We start from the raw sequence: 240 nt of genomic DNA on the forward strand, positions 1-240 counted from the left end.
ATCCACAGTTCCAACACCATTACAACCAAGCATCCCCGCCCCAACCTCTACATTGCAGGTGACGGCACATCCAAGGGTGCCGAAGGTTTAATGGCACCACGAGTTATGATCGCAGCAGGTCACGAAGCAAATATGGTTACCCGATTAATTTTAGGTGAAAAAGAAATCTAAGGAGAATTCTTATGGCAAATGAAAAAGATGAATTGGTAATTGGTAGTCACACCTTTACTTCACGTTTTA

1 pseudogene is annotated in these 240 nt (G+C 42.9%); it reads left to right on the top strand.

The window, feature by feature from the left end:
- Positions 1 to 171, top strand: a pseudogene (locus CBI42_RS13445) (sulfur carrier protein ThiS adenylyltransferase ThiF); the annotation flags it as partial.
- Between the last annotated feature and the right edge of the window lie 69 nt (positions 172 to 240).

This window comes from Streptococcus sp. KR (assembly GCF_002238115.1).
Lineage (GTDB): Bacteria > Bacillota > Bacilli > Lactobacillales > Streptococcaceae > Streptococcus.